The organism is Chryseobacterium sp. KBW03 (assembly GCF_003852415.1).
In the GTDB taxonomy this organism is placed as follows: Bacteria; Bacteroidota; Bacteroidia; order Flavobacteriales; family Weeksellaceae; genus Chryseobacterium; species Chryseobacterium viscerum.
Genome location: NZ_QAJO01000002.1, coordinates 50,771 through 74,834 on the forward strand (window position 1 = coordinate 50,771; position 24,064 = coordinate 74,834).

The following is a 24,064-nucleotide window of genomic DNA, read 5'->3' on the forward strand; positions in this document are numbered from 1 at the left end:
TCATTTTAATGCACCATTTTTTTGTTTTAGTAAGGTCGGAAAACTTGAGCCTGAAAGAGGGAAGCCGTAACTTCCCTCGTATGTCTGCCAGACTCTTCATTTTTATTACCTGAGCTCCTATTATTTTACGATCTGAATAATCGTATTCTGAAATTTTTCTGGTTCGTCTTTATGAATCTGGTGGCTCGACTTTTCAAATAAGAATAAGTCCTTTTTAGGTGCTTTTACTTTTTGAAAATATTCAGTGGTAACTCTGGTAGAAGTTTGGACATCGTTTTTACCAACAAAAAAATAAATAGGACATTCTACTTTCTTTAAAGTTTTTGGAAGGTCAATATTCATGACTTCGTTCCATGCTGGAGACCATGTTTTTGACCACTGCAGAAACCCTTTTTTGAAATCGTCACCTGTCACATACTTCTTACCATCTTTATAAAAAAGCCATTTTCTTAAATAAAATAAGTCTTCATCAACTTTGAAAGGAATATGTACACTTGCCAATTCTTTGCTGGCAACAGGGTCTTCTTTAAAATAATCTTTTAAAATTCCAAGTAACTCTTTCTCACTCACCAATTGGCTGACAACCGGATTTACTGCAAAATAGGCGTGTAAAAGCTCTGGATGATTTCTAACAATATAAAAACCTAAAGCATTTCCCCAAGAGCTTCCCAACAGATATATTTTTTCCTGTTTTAATTCTTTTCTCAGAAAATTAATAACCTGATAAGTATCTTTTCCCATGAGCTCAACGGAAGGCTGAACGGGAGAGGGGTTCAGTTCAAGAGTTTTTCCGGCATCTCTCTGATCCCATTGAACAATGGTAAATTTATCTTTTAAGAGATTCGTAAAAGAGTCTGCATTTTTCCGCATTGAACTTCCCGGACCACCTGATAAGAATAAAAGTATAGGTTTACTGGCGTCATCTGTTTTAATATCTATGGCTTGTTTTATTCCACCAATTTCAGGGGTAAGAAGGGTATCTATTTTTACTTTCTGTAATTGTGCTAAACTCAATACGGATAATAGTAAAAAAATAAAAAGAACTGCTTTTTTCATGATTTCTAAATTTTAATTTGACTTGAATAATCTATTGCAAATATCCTTCAGAGAATCTTCAAAAAAGTATCAATAAAAATAGTCGAACTGATTTTAATGAATAAATGAGTTCGACCATTTACATAGAATAGTACGAATAATTACAAAACACTGAAAATCAATTATTAAAAACCAAAACAAGGGTTTAAACTGGTCTATTTTCAATGCAATATGAAAAGACAATTTCGAATTAAAATTTGTTGAATATAGATGTAAAAACAAACAAGCGGAAAAATACAGTCCTAAAAAAGGAAGCAAATATTCTATTTATTATTTTACTGATGCCTTTTTATTGCTTAAAAAATGAGCATAATAATTAGGAATCCCACTTTTCTCAATCCCGAGCAAAGTTTGTTCGAGTGGATAGGCTATCTGTACAATTTCCGGAGTAATATTTTCCTCATCTAAAGTTAAAATAAGATAAGAAGCCAAACGGTTGTCTTCTTTGGACCTGCCTACAGAACCGGCATTCACAGCCCATCCATTATTTTCAAAATGTTTTACAAATGATAAATGGGTATGCCCCATCACAATGACATCAGATTGAGACTCTTTCAGCATGTCGGAAAAAACCTCGTCATTTTCAGATTCATACAGATAAGTATCATTGCTGGTAAGACTGGAATGTACAAGTTGGATATTCCAGTGCCTGTTCCCTATCTTATAGTTTAATTTTAAATGAAAAGGGAGTGCTGATAAAAACCTTTTGTTTTCTTCTGTAATATGCTTTTTGGAATGATCAATGGCAATAAACCGGGCTTCAGTTTCTTCTTCCGAATGTTTAGATAAAGGAATAACAGGAATATCAAAAGCAATTCTTTCATCATGATTTCCCATCAGACAAGGGATATTTAAGCTTCTTATCTTTTCAATCACTTCATTTCCCCAGGGAGCAAAATCCACCAGATCTCCAAGACAGAATTTCTGACGAATCCCTCTTTTCTCTATATCCTTCAACACCGAATCCATCGCAGGAAGGTTTCCATGCACATCACTAAAAACTGCAATCTGTATCATATTCACTCTATTTGTCACAACAAATTTACAAGAGAGCCCTGATAACAGGATCAAAAAGCAGTATGACATTTCACATGATTGACAAAATTTAAATTATCATTATTATGATAGTAACGTATAATTTATATTATTTTTATTATACAAAGATCCATCCTAACTTTGCAGAGTAAAATTTAAACAATCATAAAAAAATGAAAAAAGTATTAATCATCAACGGAGGACAGAATTTTGGACATTCCGGCGGAAAATATAATCAAACGATTGCAGAAAATACATTAGCCGTTCTTAAAGAATTTGATAATGTAGAAGTAAAGATAACCAATGTAAGCGAAAACTATGATAAGAATGAAGAAGTACAGAAGTTTGTCTGGGCAGATTATATCATTTACCATACTCCGATCTGGTGGTTCCAGCTTCCGAATGGATTGAAAAAATATATCGATGAAGTTTTCACAGCAGGTCATGCCAAAGGAATTTATATGAGTGACGGAAGAAATGCCGAGAATCCTGAAATCAACTATGGAACAGGTGGAATGCTTGGCGGCAGAAAATATATGCTGACTACAAGCTGGAATGCTCCTGCAACAGCCTTTACTTTACCCGGAGAGTTCTTTAGTGAAAAAAGTGTAGACGATGGACCATTATTTGGTTTCCATAGAATGAATGCTTTTGTTTCTTTAGAAAAAATGGAAAGTTTTCACTTCCATGATGTAGAGAAAAACGCAAATATAGAGCGTGACATGAAGCTTTATAGAGACCACGTAAGAAACGTATTTGAAAAAGAATTGAAACCGGAACTGGTATCATGAAAAAAGTACTGATCACAGGTATTACCGGCTATATTGGCGGAACTATCGCAAAAAAACTCCTTGACAGGAATTATGAAGTAATAGGGCTGGTTCGTAATGAAACTCATGTAGAGGAACTGGAATCATTAGGAATCAAAACTATTGTGGGGAATATCCATGATGAAGATCTTATAAAAACAGCTGTTTCTGATGCAGATGCTGTCATCCATAATGCGGATTCTGCTGATGATGCCTATACAGCAGATAACTTTATCAAAGCATTGGAAGGAAATCATAAAACTTTCATATTCACTTCAGGTTCAGCTATTTTTGGAGGAAAGGAGAATGGTAAAAAAAGTGACTTTATCTTCAGAGAAGATTTTCCTTTGCAGCCAAGATTGGAAATGGCATCAAGGGTATTGATCAACAATTACGTCCTGCAATCGGCAAACAAAGGGATAAGAAGTATTGTTATTGTTCCTACAATGGTTTACGGAGAAGGTCTGGGAATAAAAAAAGACAGTATTCAGATTCCGGCTCTTATCAATTTTTCTAAGGAAAAAGGACATGGTGTCTATTTTGGTGAAGGTGAGAATATCTGGTCTAACTTACATATTGAAGACCTGTCAGAACTGTATGTACTTGCCTTGGAAAAAGCAAAAGGAGGCTCTATCTATTATGCTGAAAATGGTTCATCTTCTTTAAAAAACATTGCAGAAAACATCAGCAAAAAGTATAACTTAAAACCTGCAAAGTCATTAAGCATTCAAGATGCTGTTAATAAATTTGGTCCTGCAGGAGGCTATTTCGGCTTTGCATCTAACAGCAGATGCAGCTCAGATAAAGCCAGAGCAGAACTGGATTGGAAACCTATCTATAACTCAATTGAAAATTTTATTTAATTATGAAAATTCACCTTACAGCCATTATAAAAGCCAAAGAAGAACATCAGTCAGAAGTATTGGAAGTTCTTCAGAATATGGTAAAAGAAACAAGAAAGGAAGAAGCCTGTGAGCTTTACAACCTTCATCAGGGAATTGAAGACAAAAACGAATTTGTTTTCTACGAGATCTGGAAAAGCGCGGAAGGATTGGCTCAACATAATCAGCAGCCTTACATCCAGGCATTCGGAGCTTTGGTAGATGAAAAGCTTCAGGAAAAACCACAGATTTATACCACCAATATTATTTAATATGAAAAAATTAGCGTTTTTAATGCTGGCTATCTTCACGATAGGATTCATGCAGGCACAAACCAAAAAATCAAAAAATATGAAAAAGAAAATTTTATTCGTCGTAACCAGTCATGATAAAAAAGGGAGCACTGGTGAAGATACAGGATATTATTTGGGAGAAGTTTCTCACCCGTGGGAAGTTCTTCACCAAGCAGGATATGAAATTGACTTTGTAAGCCCAAAAGGCGGAACTCCTCCGGTAGATGGATTTGATTTGAAAGATCCTGTAAACAAAGAGTTCTGGGAAAACAAAGAATATAAGAACAAGATTGATCATTCTATGACACCTTCGCAGGTAAATCCAAAAGAATATTCAACCATCTTTTATGCCGGAGGACACGGAGCTATGTGGGATTTTGCAGATAATACGGAACTGGCAGATATCGCTTCAAAAATTTATGAAAACGGAGGTATTGTAGCAGGGGTATGTCATGGTCCGGCAGGTTTGGTGAATATCAAACTGAATAACGGAAAATATCTTGTAGACGGAAAGAAAATCAATGCTTTTACCAATGAAGAGGAATCTGAAGTAAAACTGACAAATGTTGTTCCTTTCTTATTGGAAGATAAACTGAAAGAAAGAGGGGCAAAATTTGAAAAATCGGGACTTTGGCAGAATCATGTTGTTGCAGATCAGAGAGTGATCACAGGTCAGAATCCACAGTCTGCAAAAAGCGTTGGAGAAGCAATTTTAAAAGAATTAAAGAAATAACAGTCAATTTTCAACCACAACAAAATAATCGATAAACTGATTGAGATTATCTCAACAATCAAATTATTTGGACTTTGTCATTCTGACGAAGGAAGAATCTCATTAACAATCAATCATCTGAGATTCTTCATTACATTTCATTTCATTCAGAATGACATTTTAGCAAATAAAAGGTTTGACGGGGTGGTAAATAAAAACAATCAATTTTAAAACAAACAAAATGGAATATAGAAAACTAGGAAACACTGATTTGGAATTATCAACAATCACACACGGTGCTTTTGCTATCGGAGGTAATATGTGGGGAGGTAATGAAAAACAGGACTCTATCAACTCTATTCACGCATCATTGGATCATGGAGTAACTTCTATCGACACGGCACCTTTCTATGGTTTCGGATTGAGTGAGGAAATGATCGGGGAAGCCATTAAAGGAAAAGACCGTTCAAAAATTCAGCTTTTAACAAAATTCGGGCTGGTATGGGACGGAAGCAACAACGGAAAAGGAGAGTTTTTCTTTGATGCTGAAGACGAAGGAAAAACGATTCCGGTCTATAAAGTAGCTTCTAAGGAAAACATCATCAAAGAAGTTGAAGAAAGTTTAAAAAGATTAGGAACAGATTATATTGACCTTTTACAGCTTCACTGGCCAGACAGTACAACTCCTATCTGCGAAACAATGGAAGCAATGGAATTATTGATCCAGCAAGGAAAAATCCGTACCGCAGGGGTAAGTAATTACAGTGTAGCCCAGATGGAAGAAGCCAACAGAACCTTAAAGCTTGCCAGCAATCAGGTTTCTTACAGTATGCTGAACAGAGCCATTGAAAACGATCTTGTTCCTTATTCTTTGGAAAACAATTCAGGAATTATTGTGTACAGCCCTATGGAAAGAGGTCTTTTGACCGGTAAATATTTCAAGGAAACTCAATTAAAAGATAACGATCACAGAAACGGATATTTTTCACAGTTTGATTTGAATAAGGTAAAAACTTTCTTAGAAAAAATTGAACCTATTGCACAGGAAAAAGGAGCCAGCCTTTCTCAGCTGGTTTTAAGATGGACTACGCTGCAGCCGGCAATTACAGTCGTATTGGCAGGAGCAAGAAATGCACAGCAAGCCATCGAAAACGCAAAAGCAATGTCTATTGACCTTTCACAGGAAGAATTGAACTTTATCAATTCAGCTTTAAGCGAAATTTAAATATAAAGGCTGGAAGATGGAAGAAGGAGGAGGAAATTACTATCAGCCTTTTGACTAATAGCATTTATCTGATTCAATAAAGATTTAATTTAAACAGAACCTTGCTTGTATCAGACTTCATAAACTTCCCTCTCCCATCTTCCAGCCTCCTTCCCCTAAACATCATAGAAAATGAAAAAGAATCTGATCAAAATGTTCGGGTTAGTAACTTTATTGACCTTAAACAGCATTACATTAAAAGCTCAAACGCTTGTCAATCCGGAAGATCAATCATGGTATCCTTCTGCTTACGGAGCACAGGACGAAATCGGAGCTGCCAATCTATTGACTCCGGAAGTTGTAAAACAGGCTTTAGGACTGGTAAAACATGGTAAAACGCTAGCACTTGCTGTTCCTATTGATAAAAACCTTCCGGCTTTCAGACACAGAAGCTTCAATCTATACAATATTCAGCCTGGAGAACAGGGAGGGAAAAGCATAGGCCCCAATAAATTCACCTTCAATGATGAATTGGTCAATGGATGGACCGGAGTGGGAACACAGCTTAACGGTATCGGGCACATTGGTATTGACAACACGTATTACAACGGAAATAAAGCAACAGATTTTGTAACCGTAGAAGGCGTAAAAAAGCTGGGTGTTGAAAAAGTACCGCCATTCGTTACCCGCGGTGTAGTCCTTGATATGACTGCTCATTATGGAAAATCAATTGTACCCGGAGGAACAGAATTTACTGTAGAAGACATCAAATCTGTTTTAAAGAAACAGGGACTTACCCTAAGAAAAGGAGATGTCATTCTTTTCAATACGGGATGGCTTGAATTGATTGGTAAAGACAACAAACAGTTTCTGGAAACAGAACCGGGAATAGGAATGGAAGCTGCAAAATGGCTTGCCGATCAGGGAATTGTTGCTTTTGGTGGAGACACCTGGGCTTCTGAAGTGTATCCCAATCCGAAAACCAAAGAAGAATTTCCAATCAATCAGTTTATGCTCGCTAAAAAAGGAATCTATAATCTGGAGCTGATTGACAGCCGTCCTTTGGTGAAGCAAAAAGTCTGGGAGTTTTTATTCGTACTGGGACAGCCTCTGTATGTAGGATCTACTCAGGTGAATGTGAATCCTGTCGCAATTTATTAATTTAAAATACTTACAGTATGAGGTTGTTTAAACTTTTATATTCATTACTTTAGACACAAAAGTTTTAAACATTTAAGTTTTTTCAGAATCAGGCCTTATGCGTAATAAGTACACCTAAGTTTTGTGAAAATCTTTGATTTTCATCTTGTGTGAACTTTTCTGCGGTATCATTTTAAACTTACTTAAATGAACTCAAGTGTTTTAAGATGAAACCTTTTGTGACTTTTGTGGTTTGGTAAAATTCAAACAACTTTTATATCCGAGAAACGGAGAGACAATGTAATTCCGGTTTAAAAAATAAAATTAACCTTTAGATTTATTTTTAGAATTAATACCCAAACCGTGTTACACTGTCACTTTGCTTCTTGCATTAAAATGGCCTTTCAAAACTGAAAGGCCATTTTGTTAAATAAAGTAAATATCCGTAGATAATGCAGTCTTCCTTATTTTCCAACCGGAAGATGAGTACTCACTGCAATTCTGTTCCATGCATTGATCGTTACAATAGCCATAATAATCTGTGCAATCTGGTTATCATCAAAAAACGACTTTGCTTTTTGATATGTTTCTTCAGTTAATCCTTTGTCGCTTATCAATGTAATTTCCTCTGTCATCGCCAAAAGCACCTGCTCTTCTTCTGTAAAGAATTCTTTTGCTTCTGTCCATCCGTTCAGAATAAAAATTCTTTGAGGGGTTTCCCCATATTTGATGGCATCTTTTGTATGCATATCAAGACAAAAAGCACATTTATTGATCTGTGAAGCTCTGATCTTAATCAGTTCCTTCTGAATGTGTGTCAATGAAATTGTTTGTAGATATCCTTCCAATCCAAGCATCGCTTTATACGCTGCTGAGTCTACTGTTGCAATATTTAATCTTGCGCTCATTATATTATTATTTTTTGGTTAATTGATCTATACTTAAAGAATATTGTTGTTGAACGGCCAATAAAAGAGCCGCAGCACTTGCCACCCAAACAGAATAGTTCAATGGAGCTTTTGGTCCTGATGCAATGGTCATGGATATGGCAAAAATCAACAGCAGCAGACTACTTCCGTAAGCAGCAATTTTAGTTTTAAATCCTACAATCAGCATCAGAGGAAAAAGGATTTCTAAAAAGGTAGCGGCATATGCTGAAAATGTACTTAAAGCTTCCGGCAGAAAAAACGTCAGCTGTCTTGTATATTCTTCAAAACTGGCCATGTTTCCCCATGATGAGTTTTCTTTGCTCCATAACCCAAATCGGTCTGCCACTGCAGAAAGCATGGTTACCCCAAGAGCAAGTCTTAAAAATAGCTGCGGAAATTGATTTTTTGTATCTGTCATTGTATTGGCTTTTAATAACATGACAAATTTCCGGTTTCTGATCCGTAAAAATCTTAAACTGGTTTAAGAACGTAATTTTGCCCTGATTTCACTCAGATATTCTGGCGTAAAACCTAAAAAGGAAGCAATTAAGTATTGTGGAATTCTTTGGATGAACCAAGGATACAACGTACTGAAATGCACATAATATTCTTCTTTTGTCATCTCATAAATATAACGGATTCTTTTTTCGGCAGCAGCATACGCTGTTTGATATACCATTCTGAAATAACGTTCCATAATGGGATGCTTTTCCAATAGAAGTTCCTGAGACTGAAAATCAATGGTTAAGATTTTGGAATTTTCTACAGACTGAATATTAAAGCCTGATTTCATCTGTTTTTCAAAAGCAAAAGTATCTGACATCCACCAGTTTTCGATAGCAAACTCCGTGGTTTGTTCTACTCCTTTTTCATTGACAAAATACTTTCTCAGACATCCTTCCAAAACAAAATACTTCAACTTACAAACATCACCTTCAACCATCAGGTTTTCTTTCTTTTTCACTTTTAAAACCTGAAAAAAAGAAATGATGGAAGCAAATTCCTTGTCATTGACCGTAATGAATTTATCTAAATGTGCTTTGAAAGTTTCCATTGTAAAATTTAGTAACCAAACTTAACTTTATTTTTTTAGTTTTACAATGAGAAAATATTGAATCATGGAAATCATTGCTAAAATTCTGATCGCAGTCGTTGCACTGGAACATATTTATATTCTTTGGATGGAAATGTTTGCATGGGAAACAAAAGGAAAAGAAGTTTTTAAAGCTGCTCTTCCTGCGGAAATGTTTAAACCCACCAAAGGATTAGCCGCTAACCAGGGCCTTTACAATGGTTTTCTGGCTGCCGGATTGATCTGGTCATTTCTGATTAAAGATCCGCAATGGCAAACGAATGTAGCACTCTTCTTTTTAGGATGTGTAGCCGTAGCAGGAATCTATGGAGCTATTTCAGCGACTAAAAAAATATTTTTCGTTCAGGCTTTGCCCGCTATCTTGGCCATTATTGCCATTTTACTAAAGTAATTTCATTGTCCCTATTTTTAAAGATCTTCTTAAAAATATTTACATGATCAATACCCTCTTATCTTTTATGATAAGGGAAAAATTGCCATGAATATCTCCTTCCTTCATAAGACTTAAAACCAGCTTCTTACGGCTCAAAAAATCCATTTAATATAAAATTCGTAAATTTGCATCGTCATAAAAGATTGATACACAGTTTTTTTATATTGACCTGCATTGTGATGAGGTGCAGAAATTCAAGTTGTTCAGTACACATATCCGTAATTACTTCATCAGTAATTTAATTGTAGAATCGATGTAAAAGATTAAGTTCTTTTTACACGATACACTCTTTTTCTAGAGTATAATCTATTGAAATATTTAAAATAAACATAAAGCTTAGATGCTTTGTGGCTTTATTTTTTTGTGAAAAGCTTCTATCATGATAAGAAGCTTAGTAGATTATTTTATGCTATCGTCATCACCAGAACAACAACGTAAAATGGGGTATAATGAATTGGTGTACAATTTTTTATACCATTAATTAAAAAAAATCTGAATATGGAAAAAAATGAAAACAGTAGAAAAGTAAAACTTAAAGTTGAAGATCTGACTATTATTTTTGGTAAAAACAAAGAGAAAGCACAGGAACTTTTAGACAAAGGTTTTTCCAAAAAGGAAATTCTTGAAAAAACAGGCTGCACCATAGGAATCAACAAAGCAAGCTTTGAAATCTATGAAGGTGAATTCTTTGTCATCATGGGATTGTCAGGAAGTGGAAAATCTACTTTACTGCGCTGTCTTAACAGGCTGAATGAGCCCACTTCAGGAAAAGTATACATCAATGACGATGATATTACGAGTAAAAACAATAAAGAACTTCTGGAAGTAAGAAGAACGGAAATGAGTATGGTGTTTCAAAAATTTGGATTGCTGCCTCACCATACTATTTTAGACAATGCCGGTTTCGGGCTGGAAATCAGAGGAGAAGACAAAGCTTCCCGTGATGAAAAAGCACAGAAAGCACTGGACATTGTAGGATTGAATGGTTTCGAAAATCAGTATCCTTCCCAACTTTCAGGAGGAATGCAGCAGAGAGTAGGATTGGCAAGAGCTTTGGCCAACGATCCTGAAGTCCTGCTGATGGATGAAGCTTTCTCCGCACTGGATCCTTTGATAAAATCTGAAATGCAGGATCAAATGCTTGAGCTCCAAAATACATTGCAAAAAACCATCGTCTTCATTACCCATGACCTGGACGAGGCCATTAAAATTGGTGATCGTATCGTTATTATGAAAGATGGTGTCATAGAGCAAATAGGAACAGCGGAAGACATTTTGACTAATCCTGCAAGCGACTATGTAAAAGCATTTGTAGAGAAAGTGGATCGTAAAACAATTATCACCGCCAGATCTTTGATGTTCGACAAAGCTACGGTGGTACGTTTCAGAAAAGACGGTCCTGAAGGAGCTTTAAGAAAAATGAGAGCAACAGGATTGGAAAACTTACCTGTTGTAGATTTTCAAAATAAATTTCTGGGGTTTGTGACCCTTAATGATGTCGTTCAAATTGCAAAAAAGAAAGAACCTACGGTAGAATCAATTATCAACAGCAATGTTCCTTCAGTCTATCCGGAAGTTACTGTAGAAGAAATGCTACCGTTAATTTCAGGAAATAAATCGGCTATCGCCGTGGTAGACGAAAACAATAAATTTTTAGGTCTTATCACTCAATTATCTCTCATCATAGAAGCTACTAAGTTTAACGAAGAAGAGATCATTGAATTAAAAGAAATCGCAAACAATCAATAAGATGAATAAAACTATAGATATAGGTCAATATGTAGAAACTGCAATCAATTGGCTCACAGAAAATGGAAAACCTGTATTTGATGTCATAAAACACGTGGGAAACTCTTCTATTATGGGAATTGAATGGGTTTTGGTACACACTCCCTTTTATGTTATCATTCTCTTTTTTACGTTGCTGGCATTATGGAAAGCCGGAAAAGGCATCGCTGTTGTCACGGCAGCCGGACTAAGTTTAATATTTTTAATGGGATTATGGAAAGAAACCATGGAAACCCTGGCCCTTATTTTTGTAGCAACCATTACGGCCCTTATTATTTCTATCCCTCTGGGAATTTGGGCTGCCAAAAGTAAAATAGCCGCAAAAATTATCCGCCCTTTACTGGATTTAATGCAGACAATGCCTGCATTTGTCTATCTGATTCCAGCTGTACTGTTTTTCAGTATCGGTAAAGTACCCGGAGCTTTTGCAACCATCATTTTTGCAATGCCGCCTGCGGTACGATTAACAACATTGGGAATTGAAGCCGTTCCGAAAGATATCGTAGAAGCAGCCAGAGCTTTTGGAGCTACCAACCGCCAGATTCTGTTTAAAGTAGAACTTCCTTTAGCCATGAAAACGATTTTAACAGGGATCAATCAAACCATACTGTTATCCCTATCCATGGTTGTTATTGCAGGAATGATTGCTGCAGGTGGTCTAGGTGAAAAAGTATTGGAAGGAATTAATAATCTGGATATCGGATTAGGATTTGAAAGTGGTTTATCCGTTGTGATTTTAGCCATTATCCTTGACCGGATTACCCAGGGATTTGTAAAGAAAAAACAATAAGATGAAACAATTAAAATATCTATTTTTTCCCTTTTTAATAGTGGCATTTGCTGCCTTAAATTCGTGTGAAAATATAAAAAACTCTAAATACATCACCATAGGAATGGTAGATGGCTGGGCGGAAGATGTTGCGATGACCCACGTTGCTAAAGCCATTTTGGACCAGCAGGGATATCATGTTATTATCCAAAAAGCCTCTACAGATATGATTCTGGCTTCGATGAACAATGAAGATACAGATCTTTTCATGGGAGTATGGCTTCCATACACGCACGCTAAAAAACTCGCTAAATTTCCGGGATTAGTTCATCTTGGAACCAATTACAACAACGGCCGTATAGGATTGGTCGTTCCGGAATACGTTCCGGTGCATTCCATTGAAGAACTTAATCAACATCAGGAGCAATTCGAACATAGAATCATTGGAATTGAGAAAGGAGCCGGATTAACAACCGGAACGGATAAAGCTATTATTGATTATAAACTGGATTATAAACAGATCAACTCCTCTACCATTGCCATGATCACCGAGTTACAGAATGCCATACAACGCAAACAATGGATTGTGGTAACAGGATGGCAGCCCCACTGGATGTTTGGTAAAATGAAGCTTAAGTTTCTTGACGATCCCAAAAAGATCTTTGGTGAAGCAGAACAGATTAAAACCTATTCCAGAAAAAGCTTTGGTAAAGACCATCCGGATTTAGCCAAATTCTTTTCCAAAGTCCATTTTGATGATGAAACGATGTCTGATCTTTTAATGAAAATGGAACAGAGTAAAAATAAAGAAGCCACCGCTAAGGAATGGGTGGAAGACCACTCTGAACTGGTCAAATTATGGCTGGATAAAAATTAATATAACGATACAATTTGGTATTACTTAAAATCCTCAACTCTCCATGAGTCTGAGGATTTTTTCATCAACATAGATTATTTGATCTTTTCTCTATGAAGCAATATTTATTAGTAATCGCAAAGGCGCAAAGAAATTTAATAACATACTGCTTTAAGGCGCAAGAAAATCAAAGATTTTCAGCAAGTTTGTTTCAATTAAATTCAACAGAACTAAATTTTATCAAAGATAAAATCCTTGCGCCTTAAGACATATTTAAAGCAAAATTCTTGCGTCTTTGCGTTTTCCAATATCTCATAACGATCCCATTGATTCTTTAATTTTTTCCCGATGGATTATTCCCCAATTGACTAATGTTTCTGTTACAGGAAATACAGATTTCCCATATTCTGTCACCGCATACGTTACCGTGATGGGTTTCGTATCCTGAATGGTTCTTGTGATCAGGAGATTAGTTTCCAGTTCTTTTAATTCTTTGCTCAGCATTTTAGCGGAAATCCCCTCAATACTGCGTTCCAGTTTTTTAAAATGAATCATCTGATCCGGTCTGTTCGTCAGATATCGTAAAATCATCAGTTTCCATTTTCCTCCCAATACATCCAGGCTGTCACGCATTGCGAACAATTCTTCTGTACAGTTTGCTTCTCTTTCGATGCCGTTTTCTATGATTTTTGCCATAATAGTTTCATGAAGGTAACTAGTTACCATTAGTTAACTAGTAGCAAATATAAACTATTCCCTCTTTACATTTGTGTATCAAATTAAACGTATGAAATTGCATGATTTCTAAAATATAAATATCTACGTATGAAAGCAGTTATTTTAAATAAAAACGGAAAACTGGAAGATGGTTTTGCCGAGCAGCCCCAACCCAAAGGCAATGAAGTTTTAATCCAGATCAAAGCAAGCGGTTTCAATCCTATCGATTACCAGATGCTTGAAAACGAACTCGAAAGAAAACTGATCAGTTCCCCGATATTGGGAAGAGAATCATCGGGAATTATAGTTGACAAAGGTCCCGAAGCGACACAATTTAATATTGGTGACGAAGTTTATTGTGGCAGCGGTTCCATGGGAAGCAATGGGACTTATGCAGAATATATAACAGTCCCTGAATCCATTGTTTCGTTGAAACCAAAGAATATTTCGTTTGAACAGGCGGCTTCCATTCCTTCGGTAGGACTTACTTCTTTGCAGATCTTTAACCGTTTGAAACTAAATCCCGAAAATACCATTCTTGTAACAGGTGCAACCGGAGGAGTCGGTTCATTTTTAATCAAACTTTTATTAGCTCATGATATCCGGCAGATCACAGCAACTGTTGGCAGTGAAGAAAACAGACGGGTTCTTCTCAATATGGGACTAAAGGATCATCAGATTATTAATTACAGAGAAGAAAACCTTATTGAAAACATTTTAAAAGCCAATAATAATCAACCTTTCGAGTTTGGGATTGATCTGGTAGGAAATTACATGTCAGAAGTGACTGCAGAAGTTTTGAAGATCAACGGAACTTATGTAGATGTAACTGCTTTAGTCACCAAAGACGCTCATGAAACCCTTTTCAACAAAGGAAGCATGATTATGAATATCTCCAATTATACTTATGGAATGATCAAAAAATATGAGTATTACAAAAACAGTCTACTTGAAATAAAAAGCCTCATCGAAACCGGAACTATTACCCCACCTCAGCATAAGATAATAGGAAATCTTTCTTTGGAAACCGTTCTGCAGGCACATTCTATTTTAAAAAACAATCAGACCCAAGGTCATAAACTCATCATGAAACATTAATCTATGAACAAAATACCAAGACGAATCGTAACAGGAATTAAAGACGGAAAATCTATCATTATAGAAGACCAGCAGGTAGAAAATGCAGTGGAGCATTTTCCGGGACTTATCATTTCAGATGTTTGGAATACGCAGACAATGCCGGCAAGCTTAGACATTGAGACCAGAATTCCCAACACAGGATTTCCACAGACTCCTAAAAATGGCACTTACTTTCGATATGTAGTCGTTCCTCCCGATAAAGATTTAGGGGTTGAATGGAAGAAAAATGAGCCTCATCCCATGATGCATCAGACTCCGACACTGGATTATATCATCATCATTTCCGGCGAACTCTACCTCATCATGGAAGAAGGAGAAACTCTTCTAAAACCTGGAAATATTGTCATTCAAAGAGGGACTAATCATGCATGGAGCAACCGCTCTGATGAACCTTCTATTCAGCTGGCGGTTTTGATCGATGCAGAGATTTAAATTAAAATTTATTTTGTTGGAAAAACGCAAAGGCGCAAAGAAGAATAAATTATATGTTATTTTTAAGACGCAAGAAAATCAAAGATTTTCAGCAAAAAATGATCTATAAAGTATTAGGAATGTACAATTTTATCGCAGAGAAAATCCTTGCGACTTAAAGACGGATAAAAAAAGAAAAACTTTGCGCCTTCGCGTTTTCCAACAAAACTTAGAAACATAAAAAAACTCACGCAGATTTTACATAAACATCTGCGTAATCTGTGCAATCTGCGGGAAATAAAATATAAACAGTATTCAATTTTATCGCAGAGAAAATCCTTGCGACTTAAAAACGGATTAAGGAAAAATAAAACTTTGCGCCTTTGCGTTTTTCCAACCAAAACCATCCGATTACAAAGCCGAAATTTCCAACAGTTTCTGCTTCATTTTTTCAGGCGTCATCTGCCCTTCCTGATAATAGACCAAATTCTGATGCTTATCCAGGAATACCCATAACGGATACACAGGCTGATTTTTATTCTTAGACAAAGCAAGCGCCAACTCATGAATTCCGGAATTTCCATTCTGCAGATATTCAAACTCCCGATTCTGGAAATGGATTTTCTCCTTCGTTTTCTCTGCCTCGAAATTGACAAAATAAAAATGATCGTTTAATATATTGACCAGCTCTTTATCTTTACTCAAGCGAAAAGATTCAATTTTACAAACGGCACACCAATCGGTATAAAGATGAATGACAACCGGCCTCGGATTTTCTTTTTGCTGAACCTCAAGATCAGAAAAAGTGCCTGTCTTCATCTGAGACAGATAAAAACAGGGCACTAACATTAAAAATAAAGCTATTTTTTTCATCATAAGGTATATTTTACCCCAAGAAATCCTCTGATACGCTGCATGGGTGCATAGCCGTATGCGGTATCAAATGTATAATGGTTGGGATTGTTGATAGGGTCATCGACATGTTTATCAAATGGGTCAAACGGTCTCATCAAAGGGTCTTTAGGAGTAAAATTGAATAAATTTTTCACTCCGCAATACACCTCAAATCCTGATTTGAAACTCTTGGACACCTGAATATTGGCCAAAGAATAGAATGGTGAATATTCCGGGCGGTAGTCATTTACTAAAACAGGAAGTCGCATCGGTCCGTAAAACTGTCCGGTAAAATCTACCGTCAGATTGTTCGGAAATTTATACGTCAGGTTATAAGTTCCACTCCACTTTGGAGCATGCAATTGCTGTGTTTTCTGATTTTCATTATCAAATTTTTGATAGACATCCAGATAAGTCACTCCCAGATTGACACTCAGAGGAAACTGAAAACTAAAATCCACATTCAATGAAGCTCCTCTCGAAATTCCATATCCATGCAGGTTGTCATAAATAATTTTAGTAGGATCAGAATCAAAATCACCTACAATTTTATTGCTGAAATAGGTATAAAATGCAGAAGCATCAAGATTCACCATTCGGTTTCCTACAGGAATTTTCCAGATATAATTTAGGTTTCCGTTGACAGATCTTTCGGGTTTCAGGTCTGTTTTTACAACCACTTCCCGGGAGCCTGTCAATGCTGCATGATCTTCTGTAAATAAATTGACAACTCTGAATCCTGTTCCGAAATTGAAACGCAGGGTGTGATATGGGTTTGGGGAAAACTTCCATGCGAATCTCGGTGAATGAATAGAATGATGTACTTTATCATAATCATATCTGTATCCCAGCAACAAAGTGTTTTTTTCATTGATTTCCCATTGATCCTGGATAAAAGCTCCCCAGATCGGAGACTTCATCGGTGCATTTGTGATCCCGTCTGGCGCTAAAGTTCCCGGTGTATTATCATCATAAAATGTTCTTTTAAAAGTAAGTCCGGCCGTGATATCGTGTTTTCCGAAACTTCTGTCCCAATAGGTCTGAACAAAAGCTACCTTTTGTGTGGCATTGAAAGGATTGGTTCCGTAAAACGAATTCTGGTCATGGTAATTGTAAGAAAACTGGGTCACGATATGTTCTTTCATAGGCCACTCGTACAATCCGAAAACCTCTGCCCTGTTCGTATAAATACTTTCTCCGTAGACCTGATCACTACCACGGAAAGATTTGTTCCATTGCATTTCTCCCCCAAAACGATCTTCATACAGGTATCTTAAAGCGAAACTTGCCTGGCGGTTTTCTTTTCTTTTAAAATTCCATTTGTTGAAGACAGAAATCCTACTCTGCAAAGTAGCATCTGTAAAATTATCTTTATTCTGATCTATTCTTTCTTGAAAGCTGAAATAATTTAAACTTAATAATGAAGCTGCATTCTTTCCTACATTGAATTTGGTCGAAAGATCCACATTGTTTTCAAACCAACCGGTTGTCATCAGATCAACACTCAGCTTGGGAGCCGTCAGTGCATTTTTGGTGATAATATTGATCACTCCTCCCATTGCTTCAGAACCGTAAATGGAAGATGCAGGACCTTTTACCACTTCTATTCTATCCACCAGGCTATTCGGAATTCCGCTCAGTCCATATACCGTGGAAAGAGAACTTACAATCGGCATTCCATCAATCAGGATCATAGTGTATGGCCCTTCCAATCCGTTGATATGAATATCTCCTGTATTGCACACAGAACAATTCAGCTGAGGTTTTACTCCATTTACCATCGCAATAGCCTCAAAAATACTTGGTGTCGGGTTTTTCTGAAAAAATTTCTGACTGTAGATCTCAACCGCTACCGGGCTTTTTGATCTACTCATTGGTTTTATGGTTCCCGTAACCACTACATCCTCTATGTTACTCGTCTTGATTTCTCTTTTGGTAACTCTTGCAGAATCAATGCTTTTGTTCTGCTGTAAACTTAAGCTGTCTGTCTCCTGGGCAAAACAATATGATGATAAAAAAGTAATAGAAAATAATATTCGCTTCATGAAATTAAAATTGTTAGACAAATCTAACAATTATTTTTTAAATACAAAACTTTATGGAAAAAATATTGATTGAGCCAATTCATGAAAAATGATTAAATTTGAGAAACTACATATGAAAGTAAAATGAGATATCATCTAGCGGGAAATATCCCACCAAAAAGACATACGATCTTTAAGTCTCCAGAAGATAAATTTTACTATGAACAGCTCTTCGGTACAGAAGGCTTCCATGGTATTTCTTCTCTGTTATATCATATCCACCGCCCTACACAGATCAAATCTATCGGTGAGCCGAAAGATGTTACTCCCAAAATAGCTGTGGAAAAAAACATCGCCCCAAGAATGTTCAAAGGGATGAATGTTACTCCTGAAGATGATTTCATGGACAGCCGAAAAATCCTTTTGATGAACAATGATCTGAAAATGGGATTGGCAAAACCAAGAAAATCAATGGATTATTTCTACAAAAATGCGGAATGTGATGAGCTCTTATATGTTCACCAGGGAACAGGGATTTTAAAAACATTTGTAGGAGATCTTGAGTTTGTAACCGGAGATTATCTTATTATTCCAAGAGGAACAATCTACCAGGTAGAGCTGAAGTCTGATGATACTGTATTTTTTGTATTGGAAAGCCACTCACCTATTTATACTCCGAAAAGATACAGAAATGAATTCGGGCAGCTTTTGGAGCATTCTCCATTCTGCGAAAGAGATATGATTGCTCCTGCTTTTAAAGAACCTATTGACGAAAAAGGAGAATTCTTAATCAAAGTAAAAAAAGAAAACCAGATTACGGATTTTATCTATGCCACACATCCGTTTGATGTGGTAGGCTGGGACGGATATTTTTATCCTTATAAATTCAATATTAAAAACTTCGAGCCTATTACGGGAAGAATTCACCAACCGCCACCGGTGCACCAGAATTTTGAAGGACACAATTTCGTAGTTTGTTCATTCTGTGCAAGAATGTATGACTATCATCCGCAGGCTATTCCGGCACCTTATAATCACTCTAATATTGATTCTGATGAGGTACTATTCTATACAGAAGGTGATTTCATGAGCCGTAATCATATTGATCTGATGGACTTCACCCTTCACCCAGGCGGAATCGTACACGGACCCCACCCAGGAGCGATGGAAAGAAGTATCGGTAAAAAATTCACAGAAGAATATGCGGTAATGGTAGACCCATTCCGTCCCTTAAAAATTACAGAAGAAGCTTTAAAAGTGGAAGATCCTTCCTACAAAACTTCATGGCTGGAATAATTATTTCCAGAACCAAAACAGTTTTAACTTTTTGATATCAACCATAAAAGTCACAAAAGATTAAACAATTAGGCTTTATAAAGTGAATTCTATTTGCTTCAAAAGAGCACTAAAGTTTTTGAAAATCAAAGATTTTCTTCTAATGTGTACTTTATATGGCATTATTGAACACTTTCTTAAGTGAACTAAAGTGTTTAAGTATAAATCTTTGTGACTTTTGTAGTGAAAAGTTCTAATAGATTTATTTAACAGTAAAAAGTCTATCAGGTTCATATCAAAAAGTACTACTGAATACATACAAAAGACGCTTTAAATCCTTTATTTAAAGCGTCTTTTTTCGTAAATTTGTAAGGTATGGTTAACATATTTGACCATCATTATTTTTCATAACGCATCCTAAGTAATGGTGGTTTAAAACAAAATCAATATTACATGTTAGAAAGAATCAGATTAGAAAGTTTACGCCAAAAAGTAACCACAGCAGAAAATGCTGTAAAAATCATTAAAGACGGTATGACCATAGGGTCCAGCGGCTTTACAAAAGCAGGTGACAGCAAGGCTATCTTGCCGGCACTCGCTGAAAGAGGAAAAACAGAAGACCTTAAAGTCACTTTGATGACCGGAGCTTCACTCGGCCATGGTACCGACGGAAAACTGGCCGAAGCTAATGTTTTAAAGAAAAGAATGCCCTTCCAGGTAGATCCTATCTTAAGAAATAAGATCAACAGCGGAGAAATTCTCTTCATCGACCAGCATTTAAGCGAAAGTGCCGAACTTCTTCACACTAAAAATCTTCAGAGCATTGACGTAGCAATTATCGAAGCTGCTTATATTGAAAGAGACGGAAGTATTGTTCCTACCACTTCTGTGGGAAATTCAGTGACATTTGCCGCTTTGGCTAAAAAAGTGATCATCGAGATCAATACGGAAGTTCCTGAAGAAGTCTACGGAATCCACGATATTTACCAGGCAGAAGATTATCCTTACAGAAATGTTATTCCTATTGTAGCCCCATGGAACAAAATCGGGAGAAAAAGTATTCCTGTGGATCCTGATAAAATTGAAGCTATTGTTTTTACCAACCTTAAGGACAGTCCTGCCGATATTGCAGAACCGGACGAAAAAACAACCGCTATTGCCAAACACCTTCTTGGTTTCTTTGAAAATGAAGTACTTTTAGGAAGACTTACAGATCGACTACTTCCGCTTCAGGCTGGTATTGGTAAAGTAGCGAATGCCGTGCTTACAGGATTCAAGGACAGTAACTTTTATGACCTGACGATGTTTTCAGAAGTCCTTCAGGACAGTACTTTTGATCTGATAGATTCCGGTAAATTAAGTTTTGCTTCTGCCTCATCCATTACCGTTTCCAAGGAATGCTATGAGAGAGTCCTGGGAAACCTTTCAAAATATAAAGACAAGTTCGTTTTAAGACCTCAGAATATTTCCAATACTCCGGGACTGATCAGAAGATTAGGAGTAATAGCCATCAACACTGCTATTGAATTCGATATCTATGGAAACGTAAACTCTACCCATATCGGAGGTACAAAAATCATGAACGGAATTGGAGGTTCCGGAGACTTCGCAAGAAATGCTTATTTAAGTATTTTCGTTACCCAAGCTGCTTCAAAAGGCAACAATATCTCCCATGTCCTTCCAATGGTCTCTCATACCGATCATACAGAACATGATGTAGACATTCTGGTAACAGATGTCGGATTGGCTGATCTAAGAGGATTGGCACCAAGAGAAAGAGCACAGAAAATTATTGATAATTGTGTTCACCCCGATTATAAGGAAGAATTACAATCTTACTTCGACAGAGCTTGCGAAAAAGGAGGTCATACCCCTCATTTGCTACAGGAAGCATTCAGCTGGCATCTGAGATTCTCCGAAACAGGAAGTATGAAGCAGAAAACAACAGTTGAAATTTCCAATTAAAAATTTCATCAAATAGTATAAAGAAAAGGACTGAATGCCAAGGTATTTAGTCCTTTATTTTTAGATTTATCCAAATCTGCTCCACATGACAAAAGTCTTTCTATTATAGTTAAGATATTTGAAATCGGTGTTATTATAAATATTATCTTTGAAAGAAGAGGTATTTTATGAACAATATAAATACTCTGAACACCTTTAAAAAGAACAAAATATGAATAATTACATCAGCGCAGAAGAAGCAATATATACCATAAAAAGTGGAAACCGTGTCTTTTTTCACGGCAGTGCATGTACTCCCAATTACCTGATTGATGAGCTGGCAAGACAGTCTAATCGTTTGCAAAATGTGGAAATGGTTTCCATTACCCAGCAGGGCAATGTGGAAATTGCAAAGCCGGAATACAAAGACAGTTTTTTCATCAACTCTTTATTTGTTTCTACTCCTGTGCGTGATGCAGTAAATTCCGACAGAGGAGACTTTGTACCGGTCTTCCTAAGCGAAATTCCTATTTTATTCAGAAAGAACATCCTGCCTCTGGATGTAGCAATTATTACGGTTTCCCCTCCTGACAGACACGGTTTCTGTACATTGGGAACTTCTGTAGATATCGCGAGAGCAGCTGTGGATACTGCAAAGATTATTGTTGCCATTGTGAATCCCAGAATGCCCAGAACACACGGAGACGGTATGATCCACATCAGCAGAATTCATAAACTGGTTTGGCATGAGGAAGAACTTCCAACAGTAGATTATGGTTCAAAAGTAGGCGCTGAAGAAATGCTTGTAGGAAAAAATGTGGCTGAACTTATTGAAGATAGGTCTACCCTTCAGATGGGCATCGGGACCATTCCTGATGCAGTTTTGAAATGTCTTACCAATCACAAAGACCTGGGAATCCACACAGAGATGCTGAGTGACGGAGTTATTGACCTGATCCAGGATGATGTGATCAACAACAAATACAAAGGGTACAACGATAACAAAACCATTACAAGTTTCTGTTTTGGAACCAGAAAACTCTATGATTATGTGGATGACAATACTGTATTTGCCTTCAGGGATGTAAGTGAGGTCAATTTCCCGATCAATATCATGAGAAACAAAAAAATGGTAGCCATCAATTCTGCCATTGAAATAGACCTTACGGGACAGGTTTGTGCTGATTCTATCGGAACGATGCAGTACAGCGGAATCGGAGGACAAATGGACTTTATGCGCGGTGCAGCTTTAAGTGATGAAGGAAAACCTATCATAGCCATTACCGCCAGAACGAAAAAAGGAATTTCAAGAATTGTTCCTTTCCTTAAACAGGGAGCAGGCGTAGTAACAACCAGAGGTCATATCCATTATGTTGTTACCGAATACGGAACGGCTTATCTCTATGGAAAGAATCTTCGACAGAGGGCGCAGGAGCTCATCAGCATTGCCCATCCGGACGATAGAGAAATGCTGGAGAGAGCCGCCTTTGAAAGATTTAAACATTGATAATCAAAACATAAGAATTTTTAAGTTACTTTTACGTCTGAAACGGTAAAACATATTTTGAACCGGCATCCGTGAAATCATAAAAAAGCGCTAATATTTTGGCAGTATTTTTGATAAAACTCTTTCAAAAACAAGGAAATTGAAAACTATATATAATTCGATACGAGAAGAAGTTGTAAAGCATTCTAAGGTAAGGAATTCTGTTTTGGGGAATGTGAATGAATGGAAAAGAAGCCATTATATTATTCTTTCCGAAATTATTAAAGATGAACTCTCTGAAGCTGAGGAACTGAAAGGAGGAAAAAAATTTGAAATTGGAAATACCATTTCCCATGTCACCCTTCAGCGATTTTTTGAAAACGATTACCAGGACAAAACACATAATGATCTCAGGTTTTTAAAAACCCTGGACAAGATCTGTATTTTCTTAGGGTACAAGGATCTTAATGATTATATCCTTTCTATAAGATACAAGAAACAGAACGATGAAGAAACTGATGATCAGTCCTATCTTACACAGATGGTGTATGACTACTGTGCAACAGCTTTTGAATTCTGTAAACAGTTTCCCAATCATAATACCAAACTTTTTAAAGATCTGGTTTTTGATGACTCTCCATTCTTGGAAAGGGTTTCGCAGTTCAGCAAAGAATTGTGTGATAAAGACTTCCATCTGGTTACCAAAAATAACAGATCCAATTATGAAGTTTTTGACATTCAGGTTGTCACTGATGAACCAGATAAAAAAATACTTGAGTCTCAGGAGTTCTGGAATCTACTGCTAAAAGTAGGAGAAACGGGAGAGGAACATTTTGTTAATCAGCTGAGTACTCAGATTTATTTCATCCGAAAAATAGACAATACCTGGAAGATATGGGATAACTATAATCCCGATGCCGGTATGCTCAACAGGAAAATTGAAACAGTCTAAAAATAAAAAGCCGTAGAGAATCTCTACGGCTTTCATGTTTCGAAACATTTTTTCTCACTTGTATTTTGTATTACAAATGTAGGAAGACGATTTTAAACGTAAGAAACTTAAATATACTTAAGTAAACTCTTCTTTAACGTTATGTTAAATATATTCAATGAATACAAGGGAATATTTTCGCCAT

Annotated in this window: 24 protein-coding genes; 16 read left to right on the forward strand and 8 right to left on the reverse strand. The window is 36.5% G+C overall.

Annotated elements, in window-relative coordinates:
- Nucleotides 1-120 precede the first annotated feature (120 nt).
- Together DBR39_RS02205 and DBR39_RS02210 are read right to left on the reverse strand one after the other, a co-directional pair.
- On the reverse strand, nucleotides 121-1,056 hold the full coding sequence (locus DBR39_RS02205; RefSeq protein WP_103231469.1) for an alpha/beta fold hydrolase: 936 nt from the start codon (nucleotides 1,054-1,056) through the stop codon (nucleotides 121-123).
- Nucleotides 1,057-1,365: 309 nt separating this feature from the next.
- On the reverse strand, nucleotides 1,366-2,112 hold the full coding sequence (locus tag DBR39_RS02210) for a metallophosphoesterase family protein (protein WP_124530665.1): 747 nt from the start codon (nucleotides 2,110-2,112) through the stop codon (nucleotides 1,366-1,368).
- Between the two features lie 191 nt (nucleotides 2,113-2,303).
- On the opposite strand from DBR39_RS02210, the gene DBR39_RS02215 reads away from it, so the two are divergent.
- The 6 genes from DBR39_RS02215 to DBR39_RS02240 all read left to right on the forward strand — a co-directional run bounded on the left by DBR39_RS02215 (nucleotide 2,304) and on the right by DBR39_RS02240 (nucleotide 7,190).
- A complete protein-coding gene (locus DBR39_RS02215) occupies nucleotides 2,304-2,921 on the forward strand; it encodes an NAD(P)H-dependent oxidoreductase (protein ID WP_124530666.1) in 618 nt (205 codons plus the stop codon).
- Nucleotides 2,918-3,802, forward strand: a complete 885-nt coding sequence (locus DBR39_RS02220) for an NAD-dependent epimerase/dehydratase family protein (protein ID WP_124530667.1) — start codon at nucleotides 2,918-2,920, stop codon at nucleotides 3,800-3,802. The genes DBR39_RS02215 and DBR39_RS02220 overlap by 4 nt, the downstream gene beginning before the upstream one ends.
- Before the next feature lie 2 nt (nucleotides 3,803-3,804).
- Complete coding sequence (locus tag DBR39_RS02225) at nucleotides 3,805-4,092, forward strand: putative quinol monooxygenase (protein WP_124530668.1); 288 nt, start codon at nucleotides 3,805-3,807, stop codon at nucleotides 4,090-4,092.
- Nucleotide 4,093: 1 nt separating this feature from the next.
- A complete protein-coding gene (locus DBR39_RS02230; RefSeq protein WP_228447747.1) occupies nucleotides 4,094-4,846 on the forward strand; it encodes a type 1 glutamine amidotransferase domain-containing protein in 753 nt (250 codons plus the stop codon).
- Between the two features lie 220 nt (nucleotides 4,847-5,066).
- The gene (locus DBR39_RS02235; RefSeq protein WP_109738687.1) at nucleotides 5,067-6,050 is read left to right on the forward strand and encodes an aldo/keto reductase; all 984 of its coding nucleotides are present in this window, start codon (nucleotides 5,067-5,069) and stop codon (nucleotides 6,048-6,050) included.
- Nucleotides 6,051-6,221: 171 nt separating this feature from the next.
- Nucleotides 6,222-7,190: a cyclase family protein gene (locus tag DBR39_RS02240; protein WP_124530669.1), complete on the forward strand. Its 969-nt coding sequence runs from the start codon at nucleotides 6,222-6,224 to the stop codon at nucleotides 7,188-7,190.
- Between the two features lie 443 nt (nucleotides 7,191-7,633).
- Here DBR39_RS02240 and DBR39_RS02245 read toward each other — a convergent pair whose 3' ends face one another.
- The 3 genes from DBR39_RS02245 to DBR39_RS02255 form a co-directional block, all read right to left on the reverse strand.
- Entirely contained in the window at nucleotides 7,634-8,077 is a 444-nt protein-coding gene (locus DBR39_RS02245) for a carboxymuconolactone decarboxylase family protein (RefSeq protein ID WP_103234818.1), read from the reverse strand.
- Between the two features lie 7 nt (nucleotides 8,078-8,084).
- A complete protein-coding gene (locus tag DBR39_RS02250) occupies nucleotides 8,085-8,516 on the reverse strand; it encodes a DoxX family protein (protein ID WP_228447748.1) in 432 nt (143 codons plus the stop codon).
- A gap of 63 nt (nucleotides 8,517-8,579) precedes the next feature.
- Complete coding sequence (locus tag DBR39_RS02255; protein ID WP_124530671.1) at nucleotides 8,580-9,152, reverse strand: Crp/Fnr family transcriptional regulator; 573 nt, start codon at nucleotides 9,150-9,152, stop codon at nucleotides 8,580-8,582.
- A 64-nt stretch (nucleotides 9,153-9,216) separates the two neighbouring features.
- On the opposite strand from DBR39_RS02255, the gene DBR39_RS02260 reads away from it, so the two are divergent.
- The 4 genes from DBR39_RS02260 to DBR39_RS02275 all read left to right on the forward strand — a co-directional run bounded on the left by DBR39_RS02260 (nucleotide 9,217) and on the right by DBR39_RS02275 (nucleotide 13,058).
- Nucleotides 9,217-9,582, forward strand: coding sequence for a DUF1304 domain-containing protein (locus tag DBR39_RS02260; RefSeq protein ID WP_124530672.1), 366 nt, complete (start codon nucleotides 9,217-9,219; stop codon nucleotides 9,580-9,582).
- Between the two features lie 540 nt (nucleotides 9,583-10,122).
- Nucleotides 10,123-11,373 (forward strand): glycine betaine/L-proline ABC transporter ATP-binding protein, encoded by a 1,251-nt coding sequence (locus DBR39_RS02265; protein WP_124530673.1) that lies wholly within the window; start codon nucleotides 10,123-10,125, stop codon nucleotides 11,371-11,373.
- Between the two features lies 1 nt (nucleotide 11,374).
- The gene (locus DBR39_RS02270) at nucleotides 11,375-12,202 is read left to right on the forward strand and encodes an ABC transporter permease (protein ID WP_076356605.1); all 828 of its coding nucleotides are present in this window, start codon (nucleotides 11,375-11,377) and stop codon (nucleotides 12,200-12,202) included.
- A 1-nt stretch (nucleotide 12,203) separates the two neighbouring features.
- Complete coding sequence (locus DBR39_RS02275) at nucleotides 12,204-13,058, forward strand: glycine betaine ABC transporter substrate-binding protein (RefSeq protein ID WP_124530674.1); 855 nt, start codon at nucleotides 12,204-12,206, stop codon at nucleotides 13,056-13,058.
- A gap of 291 nt (nucleotides 13,059-13,349) precedes the next feature.
- Here DBR39_RS02275 and DBR39_RS02280 read toward each other — a convergent pair whose 3' ends face one another.
- On the reverse strand, nucleotides 13,350-13,733 hold the full coding sequence (locus DBR39_RS02280; RefSeq protein WP_103231610.1) for a winged helix-turn-helix transcriptional regulator: 384 nt from the start codon (nucleotides 13,731-13,733) through the stop codon (nucleotides 13,350-13,352).
- 129 nt (nucleotides 13,734-13,862) lie between these two features.
- Between DBR39_RS02280 and DBR39_RS02285 the strand changes: the two genes are divergently transcribed.
- Together DBR39_RS02285 and DBR39_RS02290 are read left to right on the forward strand one after the other, a co-directional pair.
- Nucleotides 13,863-14,852 (forward strand): NADP-dependent oxidoreductase, encoded by a 990-nt coding sequence (locus DBR39_RS02285; protein WP_124530675.1) that lies wholly within the window; start codon nucleotides 13,863-13,865, stop codon nucleotides 14,850-14,852.
- Nucleotides 14,853-14,855: 3 nt separating this feature from the next.
- On the forward strand, nucleotides 14,856-15,326 hold the full coding sequence (locus DBR39_RS02290) for a cupin domain-containing protein (RefSeq protein WP_124530676.1): 471 nt from the start codon (nucleotides 14,856-14,858) through the stop codon (nucleotides 15,324-15,326).
- Between the two features lie 390 nt (nucleotides 15,327-15,716).
- Here the strand turns inward: DBR39_RS02290 and DBR39_RS02295 are convergent, their stop codons facing one another.
- Nucleotides 15,717-16,181: a thioredoxin family protein gene (locus DBR39_RS02295; protein WP_228447749.1), complete on the reverse strand. Its 465-nt coding sequence runs from the start codon at nucleotides 16,179-16,181 to the stop codon at nucleotides 15,717-15,719.
- Nucleotides 16,178-18,244 carry a TonB-dependent receptor plug domain-containing protein gene (locus DBR39_RS02300; RefSeq protein WP_185147116.1) on the reverse strand — a complete coding sequence of 689 codons (2,067 nt, stop codon included), beginning with the start codon at nucleotides 18,242-18,244 and terminating at the stop codon, nucleotides 16,178-16,180. The genes DBR39_RS02295 and DBR39_RS02300 overlap by 4 nt, the downstream gene beginning before the upstream one ends.
- A gap of 123 nt (nucleotides 18,245-18,367) precedes the next feature.
- On the opposite strand from DBR39_RS02300, the gene DBR39_RS02305 reads away from it, so the two are divergent.
- From DBR39_RS02305 to DBR39_RS02320, 4 genes are all read left to right on the forward strand, one after another.
- On the forward strand, nucleotides 18,368-19,519 hold the full coding sequence (locus DBR39_RS02305; RefSeq protein ID WP_077414097.1) for a homogentisate 1,2-dioxygenase: 1,152 nt from the start codon (nucleotides 18,368-18,370) through the stop codon (nucleotides 19,517-19,519).
- A 432-nt stretch (nucleotides 19,520-19,951) separates the two neighbouring features.
- A complete protein-coding gene (locus DBR39_RS02310) occupies nucleotides 19,952-21,463 on the forward strand; it encodes a succinate CoA transferase (RefSeq protein ID WP_124530677.1) in 1,512 nt (503 codons plus the stop codon).
- Nucleotides 21,464-21,674: 211 nt separating this feature from the next.
- Complete coding sequence (locus DBR39_RS02315; protein ID WP_124530678.1) at nucleotides 21,675-22,949, forward strand: acetyl-CoA hydrolase/transferase family protein; 1,275 nt, start codon at nucleotides 21,675-21,677, stop codon at nucleotides 22,947-22,949.
- A gap of 139 nt (nucleotides 22,950-23,088) precedes the next feature.
- Nucleotides 23,089-23,880, forward strand: a complete 792-nt coding sequence (locus tag DBR39_RS02320; RefSeq protein ID WP_124530679.1) for a hypothetical protein — start codon at nucleotides 23,089-23,091, stop codon at nucleotides 23,878-23,880.
- The last annotated feature ends 184 nt before the right edge of the window (nucleotides 23,881-24,064 follow it).